This window comes from Thermococcus sp. GR6 (assembly GCF_012027415.1).
In the GTDB taxonomy this organism is placed as follows: domain Archaea; phylum Methanobacteriota_B; class Thermococci; order Thermococcales; family Thermococcaceae; genus Thermococcus; species Thermococcus onnurineus.
The window spans coordinates 724,850-745,703 of record NZ_SNUM01000001.1 but is presented as its reverse complement, the minus strand read 5'-3'; the positions used below and the strand labels follow the sequence as shown (position 1 = coordinate 745,703).

At 51.8% G+C, this 20,854-nt stretch carries 23 protein-coding genes; 15 read left to right on the top strand and 8 right to left on the bottom strand.

Going from position 1 to position 20,854, the window contains the following annotated elements:
* Positions 1 to 116 precede the first annotated feature (116 nt).
* The 5 genes from E3E32_RS04190 to E3E32_RS04170 all read left to right on the top strand — a co-directional run bounded on the left by E3E32_RS04190 (position 117) and on the right by E3E32_RS04170 (position 3,422).
* The gene (locus E3E32_RS04190; RefSeq protein WP_167730393.1) at positions 117 to 704 is read left to right on the top strand and encodes an exosome complex RNA-binding protein Csl4; all 588 of its coding nucleotides are present in this window, start codon (positions 117 to 119) and stop codon (positions 702 to 704) included.
* A 2-nt stretch (positions 705 to 706) separates the two neighbouring features.
* Entirely contained in the window at positions 707 to 1,339 is a 633-nt protein-coding gene (locus E3E32_RS04185; RefSeq protein ID WP_167730391.1) for a DUF2067 family protein, read from the top strand.
* Positions 1,329 to 1,616, top strand: coding sequence for a DNA-directed RNA polymerase subunit L (locus E3E32_RS04180; RefSeq protein WP_167730389.1), 288 nt, complete (start codon positions 1,329 to 1,331; stop codon positions 1,614 to 1,616). The genes E3E32_RS04185 and E3E32_RS04180 overlap by 11 nt, the downstream gene beginning before the upstream one ends.
* Positions 1,617 to 1,719: 103 nt before the next feature.
* Positions 1,720 to 3,039, top strand: a complete 1,320-nt coding sequence (locus E3E32_RS04175) for a hypothetical protein (protein WP_167730387.1) — start codon at positions 1,720 to 1,722, stop codon at positions 3,037 to 3,039.
* The gene (locus E3E32_RS04170; protein ID WP_167730385.1) at positions 3,036 to 3,422 is read left to right on the top strand and encodes a ribonuclease III family protein; all 387 of its coding nucleotides are present in this window, start codon (positions 3,036 to 3,038) and stop codon (positions 3,420 to 3,422) included. Before E3E32_RS04175 ends, E3E32_RS04170 begins: the two co-directional genes overlap by 4 nt.
* On the opposite strand, the gene E3E32_RS04165 is transcribed toward E3E32_RS04170, so the two are convergent.
* On the bottom strand, positions 3,417 to 4,223 hold the full coding sequence (locus tag E3E32_RS04165; protein ID WP_012571339.1) for a sugar phosphate isomerase/epimerase: 807 nt from the start codon (positions 4,221 to 4,223) through the stop codon (positions 3,417 to 3,419). The genes E3E32_RS04170 and E3E32_RS04165 overlap by 6 nt on opposite strands.
* Before the next feature lie 94 nt (positions 4,224 to 4,317).
* Here E3E32_RS04165 and sppA point away from each other — a divergent pair, with 94 nt between their 5' ends.
* The 3 genes from sppA to E3E32_RS04150 are packed head-to-tail and all read left to right on the top strand — an operon-like array spanning position 4,318 to position 6,811.
* Positions 4,318 to 5,325, top strand: coding sequence for a signal peptide peptidase SppA (gene sppA / locus E3E32_RS04160; protein ID WP_167730383.1), 1,008 nt, complete (start codon positions 4,318 to 4,320; stop codon positions 5,323 to 5,325).
* A gap of 12 nt (positions 5,326 to 5,337) precedes the next feature.
* Positions 5,338 to 5,820, top strand: a complete 483-nt coding sequence (locus tag E3E32_RS04155) for a PH1570 family protein (RefSeq protein WP_167730381.1) — start codon at positions 5,338 to 5,340, stop codon at positions 5,818 to 5,820.
* The gene (locus tag E3E32_RS04150) at positions 5,810 to 6,811 is read left to right on the top strand and encodes an AI-2E family transporter (protein WP_167730380.1); all 1,002 of its coding nucleotides are present in this window, start codon (positions 5,810 to 5,812) and stop codon (positions 6,809 to 6,811) included. Before E3E32_RS04155 ends, E3E32_RS04150 begins: the two co-directional genes overlap by 11 nt.
* Here E3E32_RS04150 and folP read toward each other — a convergent pair.
* Positions 6,789 to 7,607, bottom strand: coding sequence for a dihydropteroate synthase (gene folP / locus E3E32_RS04145; protein ID WP_167730378.1), 819 nt, complete (start codon positions 7,605 to 7,607; stop codon positions 6,789 to 6,791). The genes E3E32_RS04150 and folP overlap by 23 nt on opposite strands.
* Positions 7,604 to 7,918: a hypothetical protein gene (locus E3E32_RS04140; RefSeq protein ID WP_167710778.1), complete on the bottom strand. Its 315-nt coding sequence runs from the start codon at positions 7,916 to 7,918 to the stop codon at positions 7,604 to 7,606. The genes folP and E3E32_RS04140 overlap by 4 nt, the downstream gene beginning before the upstream one ends.
* Before the next feature lie 90 nt (positions 7,919 to 8,008).
* Between E3E32_RS04140 and E3E32_RS04135 the strand changes: the two genes are divergently transcribed.
* The 4 genes from E3E32_RS04135 to E3E32_RS04120 all read left to right on the top strand — a co-directional run bounded on the left by E3E32_RS04135 (position 8,009) and on the right by E3E32_RS04120 (position 11,688).
* Positions 8,009 to 8,986 (top strand): beta-ribofuranosylaminobenzene 5'-phosphate synthase family protein, encoded by a 978-nt coding sequence (locus tag E3E32_RS04135; RefSeq protein ID WP_167730978.1) that lies wholly within the window; start codon positions 8,009 to 8,011, stop codon positions 8,984 to 8,986.
* Entirely contained in the window at positions 8,983 to 9,774 is a 792-nt protein-coding gene (locus E3E32_RS04130; protein ID WP_167730376.1) for an N-glycosylase/DNA lyase, read from the top strand. Before E3E32_RS04135 ends, E3E32_RS04130 begins: the two co-directional genes overlap by 4 nt.
* A 124-nt stretch (positions 9,775 to 9,898) precedes the next feature.
* Positions 9,899 to 10,765, top strand: a complete 867-nt coding sequence (locus E3E32_RS04125; RefSeq protein ID WP_167730374.1) for an ABC transporter permease subunit — start codon at positions 9,899 to 9,901, stop codon at positions 10,763 to 10,765.
* 5 nt (positions 10,766 to 10,770) lie between these two features.
* Positions 10,771 to 11,688 (top strand): ABC transporter ATP-binding protein, encoded by a 918-nt coding sequence (locus E3E32_RS04120; RefSeq protein WP_167730977.1) that lies wholly within the window; start codon positions 10,771 to 10,773, stop codon positions 11,686 to 11,688.
* Positions 11,689 to 11,743: 55 nt separating this feature from the next.
* Here the strand turns inward: E3E32_RS04120 and E3E32_RS04115 are convergent, their stop codons facing one another.
* Entirely contained in the window at positions 11,744 to 13,009 is a 1,266-nt protein-coding gene (locus E3E32_RS04115) for a UbiD family decarboxylase (protein WP_167730373.1), read from the bottom strand.
* 67 nt (positions 13,010 to 13,076) lie between these two features.
* Here E3E32_RS04115 and E3E32_RS04110 point away from each other — a divergent pair, with 67 nt between their 5' ends.
* Positions 13,077 to 14,453: a DEAD/DEAH box helicase gene (locus tag E3E32_RS04110; protein ID WP_206205238.1), complete on the top strand. Its 1,377-nt coding sequence runs from the start codon at positions 13,077 to 13,079 to the stop codon at positions 14,451 to 14,453.
* Here the strand turns inward: E3E32_RS04110 and truA are convergent.
* Positions 14,424 to 15,227 (bottom strand): tRNA pseudouridine(38-40) synthase TruA, encoded by an 804-nt coding sequence (gene truA / locus E3E32_RS04105; RefSeq protein WP_167730371.1) that lies wholly within the window; start codon positions 15,225 to 15,227, stop codon positions 14,424 to 14,426. The two genes, E3E32_RS04110 and truA, sit on opposite strands and share 30 nt — an antisense overlap.
* 180 nt (positions 15,228 to 15,407) lie before the next feature.
* On the opposite strand from truA, the gene E3E32_RS04100 reads away from it, so the two are divergent.
* Complete coding sequence (locus tag E3E32_RS04100; protein ID WP_167730369.1) at positions 15,408 to 15,602, top strand: hypothetical protein; 195 nt, start codon at positions 15,408 to 15,410, stop codon at positions 15,600 to 15,602.
* On the opposite strand, the gene pheT is transcribed toward E3E32_RS04100, so the two are convergent.
* The 3 genes from pheT to tdh all read right to left on the bottom strand — a co-directional run bounded on the left by pheT (position 15,581) and on the right by tdh (position 19,939).
* On the bottom strand, positions 15,581 to 17,299 hold the full coding sequence (gene pheT, locus E3E32_RS04095) for a phenylalanine--tRNA ligase subunit beta (RefSeq protein WP_167730975.1): 1,719 nt from the start codon (positions 17,297 to 17,299) through the stop codon (positions 15,581 to 15,583). The two genes, E3E32_RS04100 and pheT, sit on opposite strands and share 22 nt — an antisense overlap.
* A 13-nt stretch (positions 17,300 to 17,312) precedes the next feature.
* The gene (locus tag E3E32_RS04090) at positions 17,313 to 18,815 is read right to left on the bottom strand and encodes a phenylalanine--tRNA ligase subunit alpha (protein ID WP_167730367.1); all 1,503 of its coding nucleotides are present in this window, start codon (positions 18,813 to 18,815) and stop codon (positions 17,313 to 17,315) included.
* 71 nt (positions 18,816 to 18,886) lie between these two features.
* Positions 18,887 to 19,939, bottom strand: coding sequence for an L-threonine 3-dehydrogenase (tdh, locus tag E3E32_RS04085; protein WP_167730365.1), 1,053 nt, complete (start codon positions 19,937 to 19,939; stop codon positions 18,887 to 18,889).
* A gap of 160 nt (positions 19,940 to 20,099) precedes the next feature.
* Here tdh and E3E32_RS04080 point away from each other — a divergent pair, with 160 nt between their 5' ends.
* Complete coding sequence (locus E3E32_RS04080) at positions 20,100 to 20,843, top strand: MinD/ParA family protein (RefSeq protein WP_012571355.1); 744 nt, start codon at positions 20,100 to 20,102, stop codon at positions 20,841 to 20,843.
* The last annotated feature ends 11 nt before the right edge of the window (positions 20,844 to 20,854 follow it).

The window sequence follows — 20,854 nt, the reverse complement described above, 5'->3', positions numbered from 1 at the left end:
AACCACCACCATAGGCTCAATTGGAATTACTAAAACTTTTCCCCTTGGCTTTATAAATTCTCCCGCGTGGCAAAGACTTAAAAAATCCTGACGGGAACTTCCATGGAGGTGGGAGAATGGATGAAAAGAAAGGCGTAAAAAACGGCGACCTCGTTCTTCCCGGAGATTACCTCGGTGTCATCGAGGAATATTTCCCTGGTGAAGGTGTCAAGGAGGAAAACGGAGAGCTCTACGCCATCAGGGCCGGAAAGGTAAGGATAGACCCGGACAGGATGGAAATCAGTATTGAACCTGTCACCGATACGCCCCCTCTCCCACAGATAGGCGACGTCGTTATCGCCAAGGTCATAGAGGTCAAGCCCCAGGCTGCGATAGTCCAGCTCGTTAAAATTGAAGGCAGAAATGATAGGGAGATAGCTACCTCGAAGCTCGCCGGGATACACGTCTCTCAGGTCAGAGACGGCTACGTAGAGAGCATGACCAATGAGTTCAAGATAGGGGACATAGTTCGCGCTAAAGTCATCGCTAACGAGAAGAGCCCCATACAGCTCTCCACAAAGGGCTACGACCTTGGTGTTATATACGCCCTCTGTTCCAGATGCAGAGCACCGCTCGTGAGGAGGGGCAACCAGCTCGTCTGCCCAAGGTGTGGCCACGTTGAGACGAGGAAGCTCTCATCCCTGTACAGAAAGCTGAAGGTGTGAACATGGCGAGGGCGAAGAAGGTAATAACCATTCACGTTCGCGACGATAGAGAGAAGGAGGAGTTCCTCAGGGAACTCCAGAGACTCCGCCTGCCGGCTTTCATCTACGTCCACGGGAAGCTCAACGACCTAAAAATAAACATCCAGGGCACGAAGGAGGAGATACGAGATGCCATCCACAAGATTAGAGAGATACACAACCGCGTTAGGGCCAAGCTCTATCCCGACAGGCGCGGACTCTACCGCTACACTATAGATGACCTGTTCAGAGAAGCTGGGGCCAGTGTCTCGACGCCGATACTCCTCAAAACCCTCGAGCTCCTCGGAGAGACTGTGGAAGTCAAGGATGGGGAGCTGGTAACGTCGATGCCCTGGGAGGAAATCGTGGAACTCGTTGAGACCCTTGGCGAGTACCTCTCGGATATATCCCTCCAGACGACCAGACAGATAAGGGAGGTCATCCTGCCGGCTGCGGTGGCCTACGACATGGATCCCTCTGAGGTTACAGACCTGCTTTTGGAGCTAGGCTTGGCGGAGTGGAAAGAGGATAAGTTTAAATACGAACTGGTGAAGAACAAGGAGCAGGCGCTGGAGATACTGCTTAACCATCTGAAGGGTGAGGAAAATGAGGATTGAGGTCATCAAGCGTGAGGAAAACGTCCTTGAGTTCTACCTTGAGGGAGAGGACCACACCTTCGCCAACCTGCTCAACGAGGTGCTTCACGAGAACAAGCACGTCACCTTCGCGGGCTACACCATTGAACACCCGGTGCTGATGGCGAGGAAGCCGAAGTTCAGAATTGTCACCGACGGCAAGATAACCCCTGAGCAGGCTCTCGAGGAGGCAGCGCAGAAGATATTCGACAGGGCTAGGGCAGTTCTCGAGGCCTGGAAAGAGGTCCTGGGCGAGTGAGCCCCACTCTTTTTCCAATTTCTAGTCTACATCCAAAACCCTTAAATCCTGGACTGTTCTAACTTTAAGTTGAAACATTTCGACCCTTCGTGAGGTGGAATGATTGAAGCATCCTCCGGCAGCGCTGATTGTGGTAATCCTCCTGGGGCTTGTGGTGAGGCTCGTACTTGCCCCTTATTCGGCCGGCAGCGACCTGGCCCAGTTCTACGGCTTTGCAGGAACGATGCTGGAGTATAAGGCCTGTTTCTATGTCTATGCCGATTCAATTGGCCACATTGGGGAGGGCTGGCCCTATCCTTGGCCCTACGTCTACGGTCCGGTTCTGGCGTACCTTCTCGCGCTGATCCGCTCAATTGTTGGGGGTTCTGTCGAGGCCTTTTGGAGCGGGGAAACATACTACGTTTACGTTGACCCAACTTGGGCTTTCTCCGTCAAACTGGTTTTCATAGCTGCGGACACTTTCGCGGCCATTACCCTTTACCTCCTTCTCAGGGGACGGGGCGAAAAAGTTGCCGTCCTCGGAACAGTTCTATACTATCTGAATCCGGTAACTATTTACGTTTCAGCAGTCTACGGCATGTTCGACCAGTTAGCTCTCCTTTTCTTCCTGTTCGGTCTTTACCTATCGACCAGGAGAGAAAAGCTCCCCTACGCGCTCTATGGCTTTACCCTAACCGTCAAGCACACCCTCCTTTTTCCGGCCCTCGTTTCCCTCTGGGATGCCCTTCTTGATGGGAAGTCGGGCGTTAAGAGGCTTGCCCTCTTTTTCTTCGGTGCTTTGATTCCTTTCCTTCCGATGTTACTCCTCTGTCCTTCAAGCCTCTGTTCTCTTCCCGAGCTTCTAGGGGGAATGCGAGTTGGCTACACGCTACCGATTTCTTACAGCTTGAACGGAGTTTCGAGCCTCGCCACATACCTCCATCAGACGAGAGGAATTGATACGCTGGTTTTTCTCGAGCGCTGGTACATTCCCGCGGCCCTTCTATTTGCACTCGTCTTCCTGAGACATGCATTTGAGAAGGATTTGTTCGTCTCGACTTCTCTCGCCTACCTCGTTTTCGTTGCCACTTTCTGGAGGGTTAATCCCCAGTACCTAGCCCCTCTCGTGGCTTTCCTTATTATTATTGCTTTTCGGGTAAGGGGTTTCTCTTCGGCTGTAGCTTTGGAAACTGCAATCTATACCGGTTTCTGGCCCATAATGCATCCCACTTCCTTCTGGTTCCACGTGCACCTGCGAAATCCCAACTGGGGGATAGTGGCTCTGATAGACCGTCTAACGCTTAGAATTTTCAGCGACGAGGCCTACGTCGCCTATAGCCTCGGTCTGACGGTCCTTCTCTACACTATAATCCTGACTTCAACGGTCCCATACCTCAAAAACCTTAAAGCCTGGCTCTCCGAGAAGGGGTGGGTGAGAGCTTGAAGTACGAGAGGAACTTCACGGACAAGGGACTGTCAAAGTTTGGCGATTCACTGATCAACTTCGTATTCTCGCTGGCCTTAAGCGAGTACCTTGAAAGGCCAACCGGGGAGAGGGTTCCGAACGCTTCCCTGAGCATCGCCCTCGAGCTCTCCGGTCTGAGGCACGTGGTTCCGCCGAGGACAGATAAACACGGCAAGGGGGACATAGCGGAAGCCATCTTTGCCTACGCCTGGCTTGAGGGGAAGATAACGGTTGAGGAAGCCGTGGAGATTTTGAAGGAAAACTTCACCGAGGATGTTACTCACTTCTCAAGGAGAAAAGAGGCGATAGGGAAGGCTTTTGCTGAGGTTTTCAAAGTTATAAAGGGAAGGCTGGACTTATAGGCTCGTCAGTAACTCTATAAGTCCCTGCTTCGTCGGCACCTTGGCGAACTTCTCGGGATCTTTGACCTTCAGCAGAAGCGGGACTTCGCCGAAGAGCCTGAGCACCTTCCCGAAGGGTATGTTTCCTTCACCGGGCATAAGGTGTAGGTCGCCGACACCATAAGCTAGGGCATCCTCGGGTTCAACCTGCGGGAAGAACTTTCCGAAGTTGTCGTGTATCATGAGGATGACCGTCTTGTCGGTTCCGAGCTTGACGTCCTCGAGGAGCTTGTCAGCGTCTCCCTGGGCGCTCAGGAAGGCATGGGCGACGTCGAGTGCAAAGCCAACGTTCTCCCGATCAACGTTGTCGACGACGTAGAGGGTGTCCTTGACGCTGAAAGTGTTCTCGAGGGCTATCTTTATACCGAACGGGGCGACCATATCCGCCAACTGCTGGATGGCCTCTATCTCGAGGTCGAGCCTTCCGGTTCTGCCGCTCTGCATGACGATGACCTTAGCACCGAGCTTTATGGCGACGTCTGCTATAGCTCTCGCGACCCTGAAGTGCCGGGTATAGTAGATGTGGTCGCGCAGATTGACCGAGGTTGGCATCCTCACTATGTAGTCGATGCCAACGCCGCGGAGGGTAGTTTCTACGTTCCTGAGCTTCTTTTCGACGACGACACCGTTCTTGATAAGTCCAAGGGTGTGCGGGAATATCGAGACGAAGTCGTAGTTCTTTATCTTAACGTCGGCCAGAATCGAGGCGAGCGTCTTGTCCTTCGTGACGAAATGCGGATAAATCGTTACGCCTATCTCCATGCTACCACCTACACAAGAGTAGAGCGCTGGATATAAAAGCTTAGCGAGGGGCAGAGTTTAAAAGTTTCAGTCCAGACTATACGTGGGTGAGTGAATGAGGGAAAACATCTGGAAATACGTCTCGGCAATTCTCATTCTTCTCCTCGCGGCATCCAGCATAGCGGTTGTTCTGCTCTACATGCAGAGCTCCGAGCTCCAGAACTACATACCTTCAAACGTCACAAGCACTGTTATAATTGAAGGATCCCTCAATGCAAGCTGCAACGTTACAGCCTACAAGCTCCAGTTAGACGAGCTCCAGAGGCAACTTGACTTCCTCAAAGCTCAGCTGAGGGAACAGAACCTCCCCGAAGGCAACACTACCATAGCCATTGTTCCCATCTTCGGGCTTATCGACGAGTACACCGCCCTTAGCATTATCCCGGTTCTTAGAGACATCGCCGAGAATGATTCCATCGGAGGCGTCGTGCTGTGGATAGAGAGTCCCGGCGGCTATGTCGGTCCGGTGAGGGAGATATACGCCACTGTTAAGAAGCTCAACTTCATAAAGCCTGTCGTAGCTTATACCGGTGGGATAGCGGCTTCGGGAGGCTACTACATAGCGGTTGGGGCGGAGGAGATAATCGCCGACCCGCTTGCTGAGGTTGGGAGCATAGGGGTCATCTACGTCCACTATAACCTTCAGCAGAACTACGAGATGAACGGGATAAAGGTGGAGGTCTTCAAAACAGGCCCCTACAAAGACATGGGCGCCGAGTGGAGGGGATTGACCGAAGAAGAGAAGGCTATGATAACCGAGAGTGTTGACACTTACTTCCAGGCCTTCCTCCAGGCCGTGAGCAGTGGCAGGGGCATGAGTCTCAACGAGACGAGGGAGTACGCTACCGGAAGGACGTGGTTTGCCATGAACGTCACCGGAAGCCTCGTAGATGAGACCGGCGACCTGGACTACGCTGTCAAGGTGCTTGAGGAGATGCTTAATGTAACCAACCCGAGAATAGTGATTTACAGCGGTCGCTCATCTTCGAACTTTGCCATATTCGGAAGCACGGCTCTCCTTCTTGACCCCCGCTATGTTGGTCCCTACCTGAAAACGGGCTGAGGGGGTGGGAGCTTGCTGTGCGAGGAGAAGCTCGAGGTGTTTGAGAACGGCTTCGAGGATTGGAAGTTCAACCTCAGGATAGAGTTCTATGGGAGCGATGCCAGAAGGGTTCTGCTGGCCATCATAAGGGAGCTCTACCTGCCGGACTACGGCGAGGACTACGTCTACCCCTTCGAGTGCGCCAAGGAGTTCTGGGGCATCTATATGGACGCTGGCGAGATAACGGCCGAAGAATTCAGACCAAGCCCAATAAAGTTCCTCAACCAAAGTGTCCTCAACAGGCTTGAGAAGGTCCTCGCGGGGATAAATGCTCCGGAAGAGGTTAAAGATGCCATCGACTTTGAGAAAGCCGAGATCCACAAGCTCAAGAAAGGTTTATTAGTCCTTGGGAAGAACTTCATCCTTGACGAGGGCAGGGGAGTGCTCTTCGTCTTTAACAAGCCAAGCGCGAGAGAGTTGATACTCAAGTACCTGGGGATGCTGGATGGAGCTTGAAGCTGCCATATGGATAGCGATTTCCCTCATAGTCCTTTACCTTGTATGGGAGACGGTTAGCCCTATCCTTTCCCCCATCATCATAGCCGTGACCCTTGCCTACATACTTTACCCATTCCATGAAAGGCTTGCCAGAAGGATGGGCAACCGGCTTTCTGCATTTACGATGACCATACTCCTGACAATCCTGACGTTTCTCTTCATAATAGGCTTTGCTTTGTGGATGAACGACGTCAAGCACTCGCTCGCTCACTACATAGACGGCTTCTTCACGTGGCTCCTCACATTCAACCTCCCGCCCTCGCTCTACGAGCTCGTTCAGAAGCTCGCCGAGGACATACCGAAGCGCTTCGAGGAGTACATCCTCGGCTACACCTACTCCCTTCCCAAGCTCTCTCTCCAGGCAATAGTGATGGTCTTCGCCTTCTACGGCATCCTCGTCAACGCCAGGGCGATAAAGCGCGAGGTCTACTCCCTCCTGCCTTCGGAGAACCGAGAGCTGGCGATAAAGCTTCTCGAAAGGGCTGGCGAAACCCTCCACAACCTCCTGCGTGGCTGGCTCTCCCTTAGCGTTCTCAAGGGACTATTTGCTGCTGCTGGCTTTTTGCTCTTTGGAATGGCCGAAACGGGTGGTGCGATCGCTGCGGGAATTTTCACAGTTATATTCGAGCTCCTCCCGGTATTTGGCGGATGGGTGGTCTGGCTTGCGGGAACTGTGTACCTCATCAATGAGGGTAACGTCCTTTGGGGCATTCTCTTCGCTTTCTACGGCATCGTTTTTATCTCGCCGCTCCCAGATTTTCTGCTCAGGCCGAGAATAGCGGTTAGGGAGAGAGGTGTAAACGCACTGGTTTCCCTTGTCGGTATTTTTGGAGGTTTTCTGGCCTTCGGATTCGTCGGCATTATAATCGGCCCTGTCGCGCTGTCCCTTCTGGTCACCCTCGTGGAGGAGTGGAAAGAAGTGAAAGCTAAGGCGCGAACCGCCTTATGAAGTCTGCTATCTTAACCGCATCGAGCGTTTCTTTCACATCGTGTGTTCTCACTATGTTAGCACCCTTGAGGACGGCTATTGCTGTGGCCGCCAAACTTCCCGGAAGCCTTTCCGAGGGGTCTTTTCTGCCGGTTATTGCTCCGATGAACGACTTTCTCGAAACGCCAATAAGTATCGGTCTGCCAAATATCTTGAGGGCGTTGAGGTTTGCTATGACCTTGGAGTCCCACTCGTACCAAGGCGGCCACTCCGGGCGGAGGAATCCGATGGCTGGATCAACAGCAATCTCCTCGATGCCGTACTTTTCGGCTATGGTTATGCTCTCCTCGAGGAAATCTATGACGGTGTGAACCGGGTCGCTGAAGTTCCGTACTTCTCCGTGGGCGCAGACTATCACCGGGGCGCCGTATTCTCTAGCCACTTCTGCCATTTTTTCATCGCCTTTGAGGCCGGTAACGTCGTTTATGATGTCAGCACCAGCTTTGAGGGCTTCCTCCGCGACCTTCGCACTGGTGGTGTCTATACTTATCGGAACGTCAACATGCTCTCTGATGGTCTTTATCGCCCACACTGCCCTTCTTATCTCCTCCTCAAGCGGAATTTGAGTCTCAAGGTAGGGAGCAGTTGATTTCGCCCCGATATCAATAAAAGCGGCTCCCTCCTCCACCATCTTCACCGCAGTTTCTATCAGCTTTTCTTCGTCATTTTTGACGCTTCCTTTGTAGAAGCTTTCGGGTGAGACGTTGATGACCCCCATTATCCTCGGCTCGTCCAAATCAACCCTTGCAAACTTCATGGTTTCACCTCGGTACTGAGCTTGATGCCCCAGAGTATAAATGTTAGGGTCGCGAGGGCTGTGAGCACGTGCCGTATTTCCCAGCTCATGTCGCTCCATATGAGGACGGCGTTCAGGAGAATAAATCCCCCCGGCACAGGAAGCTGGATTACGTCCCTGCCGTTCTTGGCCAGCACAAGAACAAAGTACACCTCGGCAAGCACGAGGAGGGCACCCCCGGCAGTAACTGATACAAAAAACGGCAGGAACGCCACCAGGTAAAGCATCCACACCATCAGCTCCTCGAGGCCCAGATTTTCACTCCTCTGCATGTTATCACCGCAGAATGTAATTAAATTCATCCTAAAAAGTTTTTGCCAATGGTTAAAAAACATATGCATCAACTTTCTCCGGTGGTGTTCATGATAATCCGTACTCCCAGGAGGCTCCACCTCGGGCTCATTGACCCTTCCGCTACCTTTGGAAGACGCTTTGGAAGCCTTGGAGTTGCCCTAGAGGGTGGCTACGAGGTTAAAATAGTTGAGAGTGATGCCATGAGGATAATCGCGGAGGGCGAGGACAGGGAGACGATAGAGTTCGCGATAAAGAGGATGAACTCCTACTATGAAACGGGCGTTAACTATCTCGTAGAGGTTAGAAAGGCCATTCCGAGACACGTTGGTCTTGGCTCAACAACCCAGCTGAGCCTCGCGGTGGCGAGCGGGATAGCAAGGCTCAGGAATCTAAACGTTTCCGTTGAGGAGCTTGCAAGGGTTCTCGGCAGAGGTAAGAACGGTGGAGCAGGCATCTACTCCTTTAAATACGGAGGTTTTGTGATAGACGGCGGTGTTAAGGGTGGCATACCTCCGCTCATCTTCCGCGAGGATTTCCCCGATAGCTGGGCATTTCTCCTCATAATCCCTGAGCTGGAGCCCGGCCTCGATGAAGAGGAAGAAAAGCCCGTCATGGCAGGAGTTGTTGGAAGGGTGGACGTCGCGATGGAGATATCCCATAGAATACTGCTCGGTCTCCTACCCGCGCTCAAAGAGAGGGACGTGAAGACCTTCGGAGAACATCTAAGTGCCATTCAGCGGCTCGTTGGCAAACACTTCGAGGCCTATCAGGGAGGAGAGTTCAGGGAGGACGTTAAACTGATACTCGACTTTTTGGCTCAGAAAACCTACGGGTATGGCCAGAGCTCCTGGGGACCGACGGTTTATGGGCTGATACTCAAGAGTGAGTTCGCAAGACTGAGTGCTGAAGCCCACGATTACCTTCGGGAACACGGAATTAGAGCGAGGGTTGAGCTGGGCCTTCCGAGGAACAAAGGTGCCGAGATAGCCGGGGAGAACGTCTTTCTTGAAAGGCTCTTAAAGAATGTGATGGGTGGGGAAAGTTGACCCTCGATCGCTTCATCAGGGTAAAGTACAAAGTCGATGAAGCAAAAGTTGCCCGTCTAAAGGGAATCTTAAGAGAGCTTGGCCTGGAGTGTGCGAGGACAATTGAGGAAAAGGTTGACCTTCAGTTTGATGCTCTCAGGAACCTGCACGAGAACCTGGATGACGATGAGCTCTTCATAAAGCTCGTTATTGCTAACTCGATAGTCAGCTACCAGCTGACCGCCAAAGGCGAGCGGTGGTGGTGGGAGTTCTCGCAATATTTCTCTGATAACCCCCCAACTGAGGGCATAGCCGAGGCCTACGCTGAGTTTCTTCCGGTTTCGAGAACTAACAGGCGTCTCGTCGCTGGGAAGATAAAGCGGCTTGAGAAGCTCGAACCTTTTCTCAAGGAACTAACCCTTGACGACCTCAGAAGATACTACTTCGACGACATGGGGGCGCTCAGAGACGACCTGGCTATGGTGCTTGGTTCAAAGAAGAACGCTAAGACAATTGTCTTTGCTGTCAAGATGTTCGGCTATGCCGGGAGGATAGCCTTTGGGGAGTTCGTCCCTTATCCAATGGCCATAGAAATCCCTGACGATGTGAGGATAAACGCCTACACCAAGCGATTTACAAATGAGCCGCCGGTTAGCTTCTGGCAAAAGATAGCCGAGGAAGTTTCAATCCCGCCGCTTCATATTGACTCGATTTTATGGCCGGTTCTCGGTGGGAATGAGGAGGTTAAAGAGAGGCTAAAAAAGCACTGTAACAAGGCCGAAAAGGTTCTGGAGCTTACTGTTCTGTAGCCTTTCTTAGCCCCTTCGTTTTTATTAATCCCACTTAAAAGACAAAATTTTTATACTTCTAATATTAGTTGTAACATGATTGGAAGCTCTTTCACGGTGACGCTAATAATCGGAGGTGAATTGTATGTGGTGGGGATTTCAGCTTGAGTTTAAGCAGAGCCTTCGAACTAAGAAGCTCTGGGTAATACTCGGCATAATGGCGCTTCTTTACATTCCTGTGTTCTACATCATGAAGAGCATGGGGGCGCAGGATTTCACCGTTGAGGCCGCCATGACGTTTCTGATACAGTTCGTCACGGGCATGGCGGGCTTCTTCATTGGAATACTCGCCCTTCTCATGGGCGCTACGGCGATAAACAGTGAGATAGAGAAGGGGACCCTCCGCGTTGCAATGAGCAAGCCCATAAAGAGGCTGAGCTACATAGGCGGCAAATTCCTTGCCCATGCAGTGGTTCTCTTCATCGCCCTGCTCCTCTCAACGCTAATCGGCGTTCTGGGGGTTGTCTACCTTGGCGTTCCGCTGAGCGGCCAGCTCGTGACGGATGTTCTGCTCCTGAACATGCTGCTTCTCCTGGCAATGCTTCAGCTCGTTGCCCTCGGATACATACTCTCGACTCTCATAAAGTCCTCGAGCTCTGCCCTCGGAGTGGCTCTGGTTCTGGTCTTCGTGCTGTTCCTCATCATGCCCAACATTGTAGGTTACCTGGTGTTTAAGGAGATGATGGGCAACCCAGATATGAGCATGAGTGACGTCAAGCAGCTGCAGAAAGATTACACCACCAAATATCTCTTCTACGTGCCCACTTCCCAGGTAGGGGTAATCACCGGAGACGTTGGGACAACCATCGACGAAGGTGCTGAAAATCCTGAATACAGAGGTATGGCATACGCCATAAGCCACAACCTCGTGAACTTCGGGATAATAGTCGGGATGACCCTCCTCTATTTGATCGTCGGATTTTACAGGTTCAGCAGGATGGACCTGAGGTGATGCTCATGCTGAGGATTGAGAACCTGGTCAAGGTGTACAAGGACGTTAGAGCTTTGGACGGCCTCAACCTTGAGGTGAAGCACGGTCAGATATACGGTTTCCTCGGGCCGAACGGTGCCGGAAAGAGCACTACCATCCTGAGCGTCCTTGGCCTAATCTTTCCCCAGGAGGGAAGGATAGAGCTATTCGGTGAGGAGGTTTTCAGGGACGGAAAGTACGACGAGAACAAGCTCGTCGAGGCTAAGAGGAGAATAGGCTATATGCCCGAGCACGCTACCCTCTGGGAATTCCTTACTCCAATGCAGACGCTTGACATAATCGGTGAGGCCTTCGGAATTCCAAAGACCGAGAGGGAAAAGCGCGCGAAGGAGCTCCTCCAGCTCGTCAACTTGTGGGAGGTCAGGGACAAAAAGGTGGGCAAGTTCTCCAAGGGAATGCGCCAGCGTCTGCTTCTTGCCCAGGCGCTCATCAATGATCCTGAGCTTTTGATCCTCGATGAACCTATGACGGGCCTTGACCCAACGGGAATAGCGGAGTTCAAGGAAATCATCAGGGAGCAGAAAAAGGCTGGAAAGACTGTGTTCTTCTCGTCCCACATCCTTGCCCACGTGGAGGAGATATGTGACACCGTTGGCGTCATAGTCAAAGGCAAGCTCCGTGTTGAGAACAACCTCGACAACATCAAGCGCGAGTTCCTCATGAGGGCCGGCTACACGATAGTCCTCGAGACAAACAAGCCCATTGACTTCAGTGGAGCTGAGTGGGCCGTCACGCCTCTGGGAGAGAAGAAGTACCGCATCGTGGCTCCGGGAGACATCAGGGAAGAAATCCATGACTTCGTAGCATCACAGGGTGCTAAGATACTTACGATGCAGGTCAAGGAGCCCAGCCTCGAGGAGATCTTTCTCAAGATGATTGAATAACTTTCTTTTCCTTTTTGAGGGGGATTCTGGCCGTCTTCAGAAATAAAATAGAGAATCAGAGTTTTGCCCTCTCGAACTCTTCCTTTTTATCAAGCGGCTTTGTGGCGTCGATTCCCCACTTTGCGGTGAGGCTCTTTTCAGCCGAGGGATCGAGGGAGCTTCCGCGGGCGTTGGGCACTACCACAAGATCTCTATCGGCCTGGAAGCGCGTCGCTATCGCCCACTCAACTTCCCTGTCATCGTATATGTTGATGTCCTCGTCCACAACGACGACGTGTTTCAGGCTCGGGTGCCCTGCAAATGCCGCTAAAATCGCGTTCTTGCCGTCGCCATCGTGTTGCTTGGTTATGCTGACGACCGCGTGGAGCCACATTGCCCCACCCTCCGTTAGGCGGACACCGTGAACCTTGGGGACGGCCCTCTTCACGCTCGCGTATATCTGGGGCTCCTTCGGGAGGCCCATGAGCATGTAGTGCTCGTAGCCGCCGGGCAGGAGGGCGTGGAATACTGGATTCTCCATGTGGTGCATCCTTTCGAAGACCACTACGGGCTGCTTCCTTACGTAGTCATAGGTCCCGGTTATGTCCACGAAGGGACCCTCATCGGTGAGCTCCGGAAGTATCTTGGCCTCGAAGACGAACTCGCTCTCAACTGGAACGGGAATGTCACCAATCTCAGTGACTTCTAAGGGCTTTCCAAAGGCCCTCCGGCTTATAGCCGACGCTATCTCGAGTTCGCTCACGCCGTAGGCTACGCTCGTTGCTCCGGCGAGGAGAAGGTGTATGGGATTGCCGACGACTATCCTGACGTCGAGCTCCTCCCCGCGCTCCGCTCTATCCTTCCACATCGAATAAAGGTGCCTTGGCACAAGCCTTATCGCGACGCGCTTCTCGCCGATAACCATCATTCTGTGAAAGGACATGTTAACAAAGCCATTCTCGTCCTTGGCGATGACCATGGCCGAGGTGAAGTACTGACCGCCGTCCTTCGGGTAGTACTTTGGAATCGGGAGCTCCTTAAGAGAGAAATCTCTGGTAGAACTCTCCATGAACGGGGCGTTCTTGACCATCTGGTACGGCAGGGGGTTCTCCATGGCATCTGCTATGAGGTGAAGAATTTCTTCCTTCCTGATCCCAAGATATCCTGCTATTCTCTCCCTCGTTGACCAGATGTTTCCTGCAACTTCCCAGCCGTCCACGTTTCTGAAGAGAACGGGCCTGTCCTTGTATTTCAGTAAATAGCGCGTTATCTCAAGCTCCTTGCTAACGGGCTCATCAATGACGACCGTATCATTAAAGTGCTCGATGATTTCCCTCAGCATTTTATCACCTTAGACTACTGTTCCAAAAGGTCTATAAAGCCTTTTTCCAAACTCCCAGCGATTGGCCATGCCCGTGGTGGTACTTCGTATTCCAGACGGCTCTGCACTGGTGTACATCGAGAAAGCTGATCCTCAGGTGTACTTCAGAATATATGAACTACTGACCTACAAAAAGGACTTTGGCAAATGGGAAAAGCCAGAAAGCCTCTACGACCCATACGAGAGGACATTTCCGGTAGGGGTTCTCCCCAGAGTCAAGAAATTCCTCAACTCCAAGGGTTATCGGGTCAGGGTAAAGGATGAGCGCCAGGTTAGGGGAGTTAGGCTCAACTCCACCTGGAACGAGAACTACATTATGCGCAAATACCAGCAAAGAGCCGTAAAGAAAGCTCTGAAGGAGAAGATGGGAGTTCTCTCCCTTCCCGTTGGAAGCGGAAAGACGGTCGTTGGACTGAGGATAATCCATGAGCTTGACCTATCCGCATTGATAGTGGTTCACACGAAGGAGCTTCTCTATCAGTGGGCCGACAAAGTAAGGGAAGTCCTCGGTGTTGAGCCCGGAATAGTGGGTGACAACAAGTGGGAAGAAAGGGCTGTGACCATAGCGATGATACAGACACTCCTCTCCAGAGGTGCCGATAAGTTGCAGAACGACTATGCGATAGTCATGTTCGATGAATGCCACAGGACATCTGCGGCCGAGAAGTTCTATCAGCTGGGCCTTTCCCTACCTCAGGTGTACCGCTTCGGTCTCTCTGCCACTCCCTGGAGGCGGATCAGGGGAGAAGAGATAAAGATAGAGGCCGTTGTGGGTCCGACTATATTCGAAGTCCGCGCCGAAGACCTGATCAGGGAAGGCTTCCTTGCAAAGCCCCGCTTTGAGATAGTAACTTACGAGTCCAGCATGCCGTCCTTCAGTGAGCGCTACAAGGAGCTCTACGAGGATATGATAATGAACAACGATGAGAGGAACAGGGCGATAATTAGAAAGGCCGTTGAGCTTGCTAGGAGAGGCCACCGTGTTCTCATCGACGTTAAGAGGATAGAACACGGCAAGATATTGAAGGAGATGCTTGAGAAGGAAGGGGTAAAGGCCGAGTTCCTCAGCTCAAAGAGCCCGAACAGGTGGGAGATACTCGAGGACTTCAAGGAAGGGAGGATTCCCGTCCTCGTGTCCACGTTGCTCAAGGAGGGCGTTGACATACCGGAAATCTCTGCTATAATCCTCGCTGGCGGTGGTAAGAGTGACATAATGACCATCCAGACTATAGGCAGGGCTTTGAGGCCCAAGAAGGGCATGAAGGCCGTTATAGTTGACGTCCAAGACGACGATCCATTACTCTTCACGCACTTCCTCGAGAGACAGAAGGCTTTGAAGCAATACTATGGCCGCTATTATGACAGGGAGATGAACCTAAAGACCAAGAAGAAGGTCGCCAAATAATGCAGCTCTGGTTAATGCCTCTGAATAGCGTTCGAAGAGGTCGTGTTTTGCTTTTCTGATTCCTTTCTCGTCTCCTCTGAACTCGATACCCTTATATTCTATCCTCCACAGCACCAACCCCTCTGGTCTTGCTGGTGGGATTTTCCTGAAGTACTCGCCGTTGAGCATCCTCTCCACTTCTTCCCCCGTCAGGATGCCCAGTCCACAGAAGCGGAGTGCATTTACTATTCTTCTGGCCATCTCCCACAGGAAGCTTTTGCCTTCGAGCTCAATTATGTAGTATCCCTGGCGTTTGATGATATCGACTCTAATCAGTTCTCTCACGGGGTTTTTGTGGGGCTCAAGCCTTGCAAAGGCTGAGAAGTCGTGAGTTCCGATGAAGAGCTTTGCGCACTCCCTCATAGCCTTTTCATCAAACCCCGCATCAATGAGGTAATAGCGGTAGGTCTTTGACTTGGCCCAGAAGCGGGGATGGAAATCCTCCGGAACCTCGGCAGTTCCGAGAACCCAGACATCCTTCAGGTGAAAGTTGAGCACCTCAGGCCTGACTAGATCCGGCCTCGAAGCAACGTCAAAGGCCACAACGTTGAAGAACGCAGAAACGCCCCGATCAGTTCTTGATGCACCCTTGAAGTTGGAGCTCTCAACGTCCTCTATTATACCCAGCTTAGTGAGAGCCCTAATGATTTCTCCCTCGACGGTTCTAAGGCCTGGTTGCCTCTGAAAGCCATAGAAGGCAGTTCCGTCGTAAGCTATACGAAGGGCAAGCCTCATGATGGGAAGTTGTTAAGTGAAAGTTAAAGCCTTTTTGGTGTTTAATCTGTTGGCATTATGACAATGATATATGTAAAAATTGGGCAGATTTTGACAGATATCTTCAAAACTTTTCGAAATGTTTAATAAAATTGCCTTAGGATCATCAACTTAGAAAGAGCTGAAGGAGGTGATCACCAAGTGGAGTCAGCAATTGAACCTGAAGTCTTCATAAACATCGTGAACTTTGATATTATGTGGCAGTTCGTTCTTAAGAACTTTGGTGGGGACTCGAAAAATGTCGGAAAAGACGCCAACCCGATATTTTCATCACACTTTTCTATTCAAAACGAAAAGATAGATAATGAGAAAGGTCAGAGATACGGCTCCCTGTAGAGCGGCCTCAGAAAGACCTCAAAGGCCGCCACCGGCATTTCTATTCCCCAGTTTTCCAGCACCTTCGGGTGTATCTCCCCAATTATTCCTACTTCCTGACCGTTCACGATGATTTTTCCGACCCTTCCCGGGATGAAGCTGCTGTGATCGATCTCTTTCAACTCATACTCGAGGCCGAGGTGGTGCATAACGCTGTCGAGAATCTCTTTGACTTCCGTGAAAGTTACGCGTGGATGGGCTATGGCAACTGCAAGCTTGCTCTCGCTTACGGTCTTGGTCTCCCTGTTCTCGTTTATGAGCGTTGTCTTTCCGACCTCGAATATTCTCTGCGGGTACTCCTCGTGGGTGTTCTGGCTCAGGAACTCCATTAAGCTGGGAATCAGCCATGCCCTCAAAGCGGACCACTTGGGGCTTATGGGATTCTCTATTTCCACGAGTCTCGCCGGCGGGTGATGACCGTACTCCCCAGAGGGATGCTCTCCGAAGTGGAGGTTCATCTTGGTGTACTGAGCCTCCCTGTTGGTCAGGTTGAAAGTCATAACCTCCTGAAGGCCGTAGCCAACCATGAGCTCCCTCACGGCATCTTCAAACTCAACGAACTTATCTCCCCTGCCCTGGACGGCAAGCTTCGGCTCCTCCGGTTTGATCTCGTTGTAGCCGTAAGCTATGAGGACGTCCTCGAGCACATCACGGGCGTGCATTATGTCATCGCGGAATGCCGGATACTTGAGCTTGGCCTTTCCATTTTCGAGTTCCACCTCGTAAAACATCCTCTCGAGGAGCTCCTTGATTTCTTCGTCGCTGAGATCTATCCCTGCGAGCCTCCTGATGTACTCGAGCCCAACCTCGAACTCTTTCGGAGTTAGGTTGGGTGTCTCTATCTCGAAGTCTCCGTAAACGACCTTTACACTCTTTATCTTCCCGCCGCGCTCGGCCAGAGCAGTGACAACAACGTTAAGGGCGAGCATAATCTTGTTTAAGTCCCAGCCAGTGACGTCGACGAAGACGTTTCTGGTCTCAGTCGTCACTCTTCCGGTCAGCTCGGAGTTGATAATAGGGGGCATGGAAAGGACATTGCCCTCGCTGTCAACGAGGAGCGGGTAATATGGCTTGTCCTTTATCAGATGGCCGTATTCCTTGCCCTTCTCGTGCTTCTCGAGGATTTCTTCGAGACTCATCTTTTCCTCAAAGCCCAGCGGAACGAACTTCTCAGTCTTCTCAGCGGCGCGGTAATAAATTGGTGGCTTGACCTTGTCGAAGTCGAAGATGCCTATTGCAACTTCCCTCCTGCGCCTTCCGAACGTTAGCGCTACCTTCTCCTGGAGGTTGATCATCTGCTTGAGAGCCTCATCGTCGAGGCTGAGGCCCTCAACGATGGCGTAGACACCGTAGGGCCTGATATCTTTCAGCTTTTCATCAACGTAAACAACGACGTCGCTCTTTTCGACCTCATACCTCGGCAGGCCCTTCGCCATCCCAAGTGCCCAGCGGATCTGCCTCGCTATTCCCTCGGCGCTCCAGAGGTCTGGCCTGTTGGTGTCCTTTGAGTCTGCCTTGAAGTAAATCTGACCGTTCTCCTCCCAGACGTCGTCGAGCTCGCATTTCGCGTAGAGGAAAAGGTCTTCCCATTCCTCAACGGTGAAGCTCTTTCCGACGAGCCTCTCTAAATCCGCTTTCGAAACATCGAACTTTGGCATGAGCATCACCCCTTTACCAGACCAGCCTCGCCTCCCTCAGCCACCTCAGGTCGTAGCTGAAGAGATACCTTATGTCGTCGATTCCGAGTTTGAACATGGCAAGTCTGTCAATTCCGATTCCCCACGCTATTACAGGAACGTCTATGCCCAAGGCCCTCGTCATTTCCTCTCTGAATATTCCAGCGCCGCCGAACTCGACCCAGCCGAGCTCGGGATGGTAGGCGCTCATCTGTACGCTCGGCTCGGTGAACGGATAATAGTCCGGCAGGAACTTGACTTTCTTGGCTCCGGCGATCTCAACGGCGAAGCGCTTGAGTATACCTAAGAGATGCCTGAAGTTGAGGTCTTCACCAACCACGAAACCGTCCACCTGGTTGAATTCTATGAGGTGCGTCCTGTCTAGGACGTCGGGCCTGAAAACGCGCTGTATCGTGAAGTATTTGCCCGGAATCTCGACACCTTTAGCAAGCTGCCTGCCGCTTAGGGCGGTACCGTGGGCTCTCGGCATCAGCAGCATGGCTCTCTCCGGACTCCAGACATAGCCCCAGCCGCGTGAGCCAGCTATGCCTCTCTCGTGGGCGGTCTTAACCCTCTCGACGAGTTCTTCATTAGGTAGGTAGCCGCTTTTCGGATATTTAAGCTGATAAGTGTCTGTCCATTCTCTCGCCGGATGGTTCTGGGGCTGGAAGAGAGCGTCGAAGTTCCAGAACTGCGTCTCTATGAGGCTGTCAACAGTCATTTCGATGAAGCCCATCTCTATGAGCCTTCTCCTTATCTTGTCGAGGAATGCCCTGTAGGGCTGCTTCTTGCCGGGATAAATCCTTCTCACCGGCGCCTGGATGTTGAAGCGCTTGAACTCGACCTCACGCCACTTTCCGGACTTTATGAGCTCCGGCGTGAGGGTTGAGACTTCCTCCTTGAGCTCAAGGCCTTTATTTACGAGCTCCTCTCCTTCGGGCGTTATCTCGACGGTTCTTTCGGTTACGATGTCTTCTTCGGCTATCTTCCTTCTCTTGAGGTCGTTCACCTTGATGATGTCCTCAATCTCACTGACGGGAATAGCTTCTTTCTCGGCGAGGAGCTTTAGTGCCCTGTCAATCGCCCTCTCCTCGGCTTTAAGGCCATTCTCCGTTATCTCGAGGACGAGCTTTCCATCCTCCTTCCTAATGCTCGCCCAGCCCTCCTTCCTGAGGAGGCCGACTATCGGCTTCAGCTCGTCCTCGCTGAGGACTTCTTTGAGGTCATCGAGTGTAACCTTGCCCTTTTTCCTGAGGACTTTCAGAGCCCTCCATTCTGGCAGTCCAATTTGGGCATATTTCTTACCGGTCTCGGTTAGCTTTGCTATCCTCTCGCTCTTCTCGTGGAGCCTCGCCAGACCTTTGCTCTGAAGCCAGAGAACGGCTCTCATGGCCGCGACCTGGTCGAGACCGGTTTTTTCAACGAGCTCGTCGAATTTAGCCTTCTTCAACTCGTTAAGTTTTATGAGCGTCAGCTTCTCTTGGTAGCTAAGCTCCATAGGGCCACCTCCTTGGGTTGAGTTTGAGAAGAGTTACTTAAGAATTGCGGTGAAAGAAAAATAAGGAAAACTCACTTCTTGTGGGGGAAGAAGACGACCTTTCCAGTCTTGCCGGCGCGCATGAGCTCAAAGGCTTCCTCGAACTTGTCGAAGCCTTTGTACTTGTGGGTTATTATTGGATCGAGGTTGAGCTTGCCACTCTGAATAAGGCTCGAAACGGTGTACCAGGTCTCCCAGAGGTGCCTTCCGGTTATTCCGTGTACTTCAAGGGCCTTGAAGATTACGAGGTTGTTGATGTCAAAGGTGACCTCTCTCGGGAAGAGGCCGAGCAGCGAGACCCTTCCTCCCGGTGTTACCGCTTGGAGGCCCTGTTCAAGGGCCTTAGGAGCACCGCTGAACTCGAGAAAGACTTCAACACCGGCTCCATCAGTTATATCCATAACGAACTTAACTGGATCCTCTTCGAAGGGGTTGACAACGTAGTCAGCACCAACCTTCTTTGCTAGCTCGCGTCTAAACTCGCTCGGCTCGCTGACGATGACAGGATAAGCACCGCTGGCCTTAGCAACGGCTATACCGAGGAGACCGAGCGGACCTGCGCCTGTGATGAGCGTGCTCCTTCCGGCTATTGGACCAGCAAGAACTGTATCAACGGCGTTTCCAAGGGGCTCTTGGAGGGTTGCATACTCGGGAGGCATGTCCTTCGGATTCTTCCAGGCGTTCTGGGCGGGAACTATAGCGTATTCGGCAAAGACACCGTCCATGTCAACGCCGAATATCTTTGTGTTCTGGCAGACGTGGTAGCGATTGTGCTTGCAGGCGTAACATTTTCCACAGACTATGTGAGTCTCAGCTGAAATGTAATCACCAACCTGGATTGTATCAACGCCGGGGCCAACCTCGATGACCTCCCCGGCGACTTCGTGACCCATTATCTGGGGCGGTTTGATCCTGCTCTGCGCCCATTCGTTCCATTCATAGATGTGCAGGTCAGTTCCACAGATACTGGTGGCAAGAACCTTGATGAGAACCTCTCCAGGACCGGGCTTGGGGATATCAACTTCAACGAGCTCCGCACCGTAGGCGGGCTTCGTCTTAACGATCGCCGGCATCTTTTCGGCCATAGCAACCATCTCCTTAATGTTTACATGCTTATCTAAATGGCGGGGCGATATAAACCTTTTGTGAAGGTTCAATGATGTAAACAATAGTTTTCCTGATGGATTATCGGAAACCTTATATTCTCCTTTGAGTATTTTCCAACTAAGTAAAGGGGGTCTAAAGATGGCGCTGATAGTCGTGACCGGGCGGGGAGGTGCGGGAAAAACTACCACCACTGCTAACCTCAGCACTTTCTTAGCCATGAGGGAATATCGTGTCCTTGCTGTCGATGGTGACTTATACCTGCCTAACCTTGGTTTCCACTTTGCACTTGATACTGTAAAGTACACTCTCCACTCGCTTCTCAAAAATCCCGAACTTGATCCTGAATGGGCCATCTACAAACATCCCCAGACGGGAGTTCATGTGATGCCAGGAAGCACGCAGCTTCAGGATGTTCTGGGCATCTCTCCAAAGAGATTAGTGGATATTCTGGAAAGAGTCAAATATCGGTTCGGGGTTGTTTTCGTTGACTCGCCCACTGGAATTCCATTTGACACGCTTCCTACCTTTGAGCTTGCCAACTATCAACTTATAGTGGTTGAAATAGAGCGCTCTCCGATATACTCTTTCGAGGTAATGGTTAAGAACGAGATAGAAAAGCTGAAAGCCCTAGGTGAGAGATATAATCTCAACATTGGTGTGATACTGAACAAGGTCAGGGAGTCAGAGGACATAGTTGACAAGATTATAGAGGCCGTTGAGGAAGACCTCAATGTTCCAGTTCTTGGGTGGATACCCTTTGATAACAAAGTTCCTGAGTCCATCAATTTGGGTGTCCCTGTCATTAAGTACTATCCTAACAGTGATGCCGCCATAGCCTTTCGGGAAACTGGAGAAGTCCTCGAAGAATGGATATTCGGTTGATTTCTGGGGGT

Bases quoted from the DNA above. Each gene is read 5' to 3' on its own strand.
- E3E32_RS04185 (WP_167730391.1), top strand. From the start codon at position 707: ATGGCGAGGGCGAAGAAGGTAATAACCATTCACGTTCGCGACGATAGA.
- E3E32_RS04120 (WP_167730977.1), top strand. From the start codon at position 10,771: ATGCTGAGGATTGAGAACCTGGTCAAGGTGTACAAGGACGTTAGAGCT.
- E3E32_RS04140 (WP_167710778.1), bottom strand. From the start codon at position 7,918: ATGCAGAGGAGTGAAAATCTGGGCCTCGAGGAGCTGATGGTGTGGATG.
- E3E32_RS04150 (WP_167730380.1), top strand. From the start codon at position 5,810: ATGGAGCTTGAAGCTGCCATATGGATAGCGATTTCCCTCATAGTCCTT.
- pheT (WP_167730975.1), bottom strand. From the start codon at position 17,299: ATGCCAAAGTTCGATGTTTCGAAAGCGGATTTAGAGAGGCTCGTCGGA.
- sppA (WP_167730383.1), top strand. From the start codon at position 4,318: ATGAGGGAAAACATCTGGAAATACGTCTCGGCAATTCTCATTCTTCTC.
- E3E32_RS04115 (WP_167730373.1), bottom strand. From the start codon at position 13,009: ATGCTGAGGGAAATCATCGAGCACTTTAATGATACGGTCGTCATTGAT.
- tdh (WP_167730365.1), bottom strand. From the start codon at position 19,939: ATGGCCGAAAAGATGCCGGCGATCGTTAAGACGAAGCCCGCCTACGGT.
- E3E32_RS04165 (WP_012571339.1), bottom strand. From the start codon at position 4,223: ATGGAGATAGGCGTAACGATTTATCCGCATTTCGTCACGAAGGACAAG.
- E3E32_RS04090 (WP_167730367.1), bottom strand. From the start codon at position 18,815: ATGGAGCTTAGCTACCAAGAGAAGCTGACGCTCATAAAACTTAACGAG.
- E3E32_RS04080 (WP_012571355.1), top strand. From the start codon at position 20,100: ATGGCGCTGATAGTCGTGACCGGGCGGGGAGGTGCGGGAAAAACTACC.
- E3E32_RS04125 (WP_167730374.1), top strand. From the start codon at position 9,899: ATGTGGTGGGGATTTCAGCTTGAGTTTAAGCAGAGCCTTCGAACTAAG.
- E3E32_RS04110 (WP_206205238.1), top strand. From the start codon at position 13,077: ATGCCCGTGGTGGTACTTCGTATTCCAGACGGCTCTGCACTGGTGTAC.
- folP (WP_167730378.1), bottom strand. From the start codon at position 7,607: ATGAAGTTTGCAAGGGTTGATTTGGACGAGCCGAGGATAATGGGGGTC.
- truA (WP_167730371.1), bottom strand. From the start codon at position 15,227: ATGAGGCTTGCCCTTCGTATAGCTTACGACGGAACTGCCTTCTATGGC.
- E3E32_RS04135 (WP_167730978.1), top strand. From the start codon at position 8,009: ATGATAATCCGTACTCCCAGGAGGCTCCACCTCGGGCTCATTGACCCT.
- E3E32_RS04190 (WP_167730393.1), top strand. From the start codon at position 117: ATGGATGAAAAGAAAGGCGTAAAAAACGGCGACCTCGTTCTTCCCGGA.
- E3E32_RS04180 (WP_167730389.1), top strand. From the start codon at position 1,329: ATGAGGATTGAGGTCATCAAGCGTGAGGAAAACGTCCTTGAGTTCTAC.